This window comes from Oleiphilus sp. HI0125 (assembly GCF_001635355.1).
The window spans coordinates 1-832 of record NZ_LWGF01001371.1; the positions used below are offsets into that span (position 1 = coordinate 1).

The 832-nt window shown below is 45.9% G+C and carries 2 protein-coding genes; one reads left to right on the plus strand and one right to left on the minus strand.

Annotated elements, in window-relative coordinates; genetic code table 11:
- Positions 1–350 (plus strand): dihydroxy-acid dehydratase (locus A3762_RS23500; RefSeq protein WP_197469537.1); only part of this gene is annotated, 350 nt, incomplete at its 5' end.
- 73 nt (positions 351–423) lie between these two features.
- Here A3762_RS23500 and A3762_RS23505 read toward each other — a convergent pair.
- On the minus strand, positions 424–832 hold a 409-nt coding region (locus A3762_RS23505), incomplete at its 5' end, for a dihydrofolate reductase (RefSeq protein WP_156493702.1).

Sequence of the window (832 nt, forward strand, 5' to 3'; positions counted from 1 at the left end):
CGAAAGGCCTTGGTAAAGCATGTGCGCTATTAACCGACGGTCGATTCTCAGGCGGCACCTCTGGCCTATCTATCGGTCACTGCTCACCAGAAGCTGCAGCAGGTGGTGCTATAGGCCTGATTAAAGAGGGCGACATCATTGAAATCAACATTCCTGAACGTAGCATCAACGTGAAACTTAGCGATGCTGAGTTACAAGCTCGCCGCGATGCAATGGACGCAAAAGGAAAAGATGCGTGGAAGCCATTAGAAGATCGTCCACGTAAAGTGACACCAGCACTTAAAGCATATGCTTTACTAGCCACTAGTGCGGACAAAGGCGGTGTACGTAACTTAGATATGCTCGACTAACAGCATAACAAAGAGCAAAAAGCCCGAGTATCTGAGAGATGCTCGGGCTTTTTATTGAAGCAAATATTAAGGCTTAAGCTGGCTTACGATCATACACAACAAAACTGTAGTCATAAGGATTAGGCTCTTCTGCTTTATAATCTTCCCGACCTAACTCCGACCATTGTGAGCGATCAAATTCAGGAAAATAGGCATCCCCTTCCACATGCCGATGTACTTCAGTCAAATACATCCTATCAACCAAATCTAAAGACGCTTTATAAATTTGGTCACCGCCAATAATCATAAGCTCATTCTGACCATCAATCTCTGCAATCGATTCAGCCAATTGAAAGGCTTCCTCTAAGGAATGCACGACCTTCACACCCTCAGCAGACCAATCTGTATTGCGTGTCACCACGATGTTGACTCTTCCGGGAAGCGGCTTTCCAATAGACTCGAAAGTCTTGCGTCCCATGACGATAGGCTTACCCATCGTCACT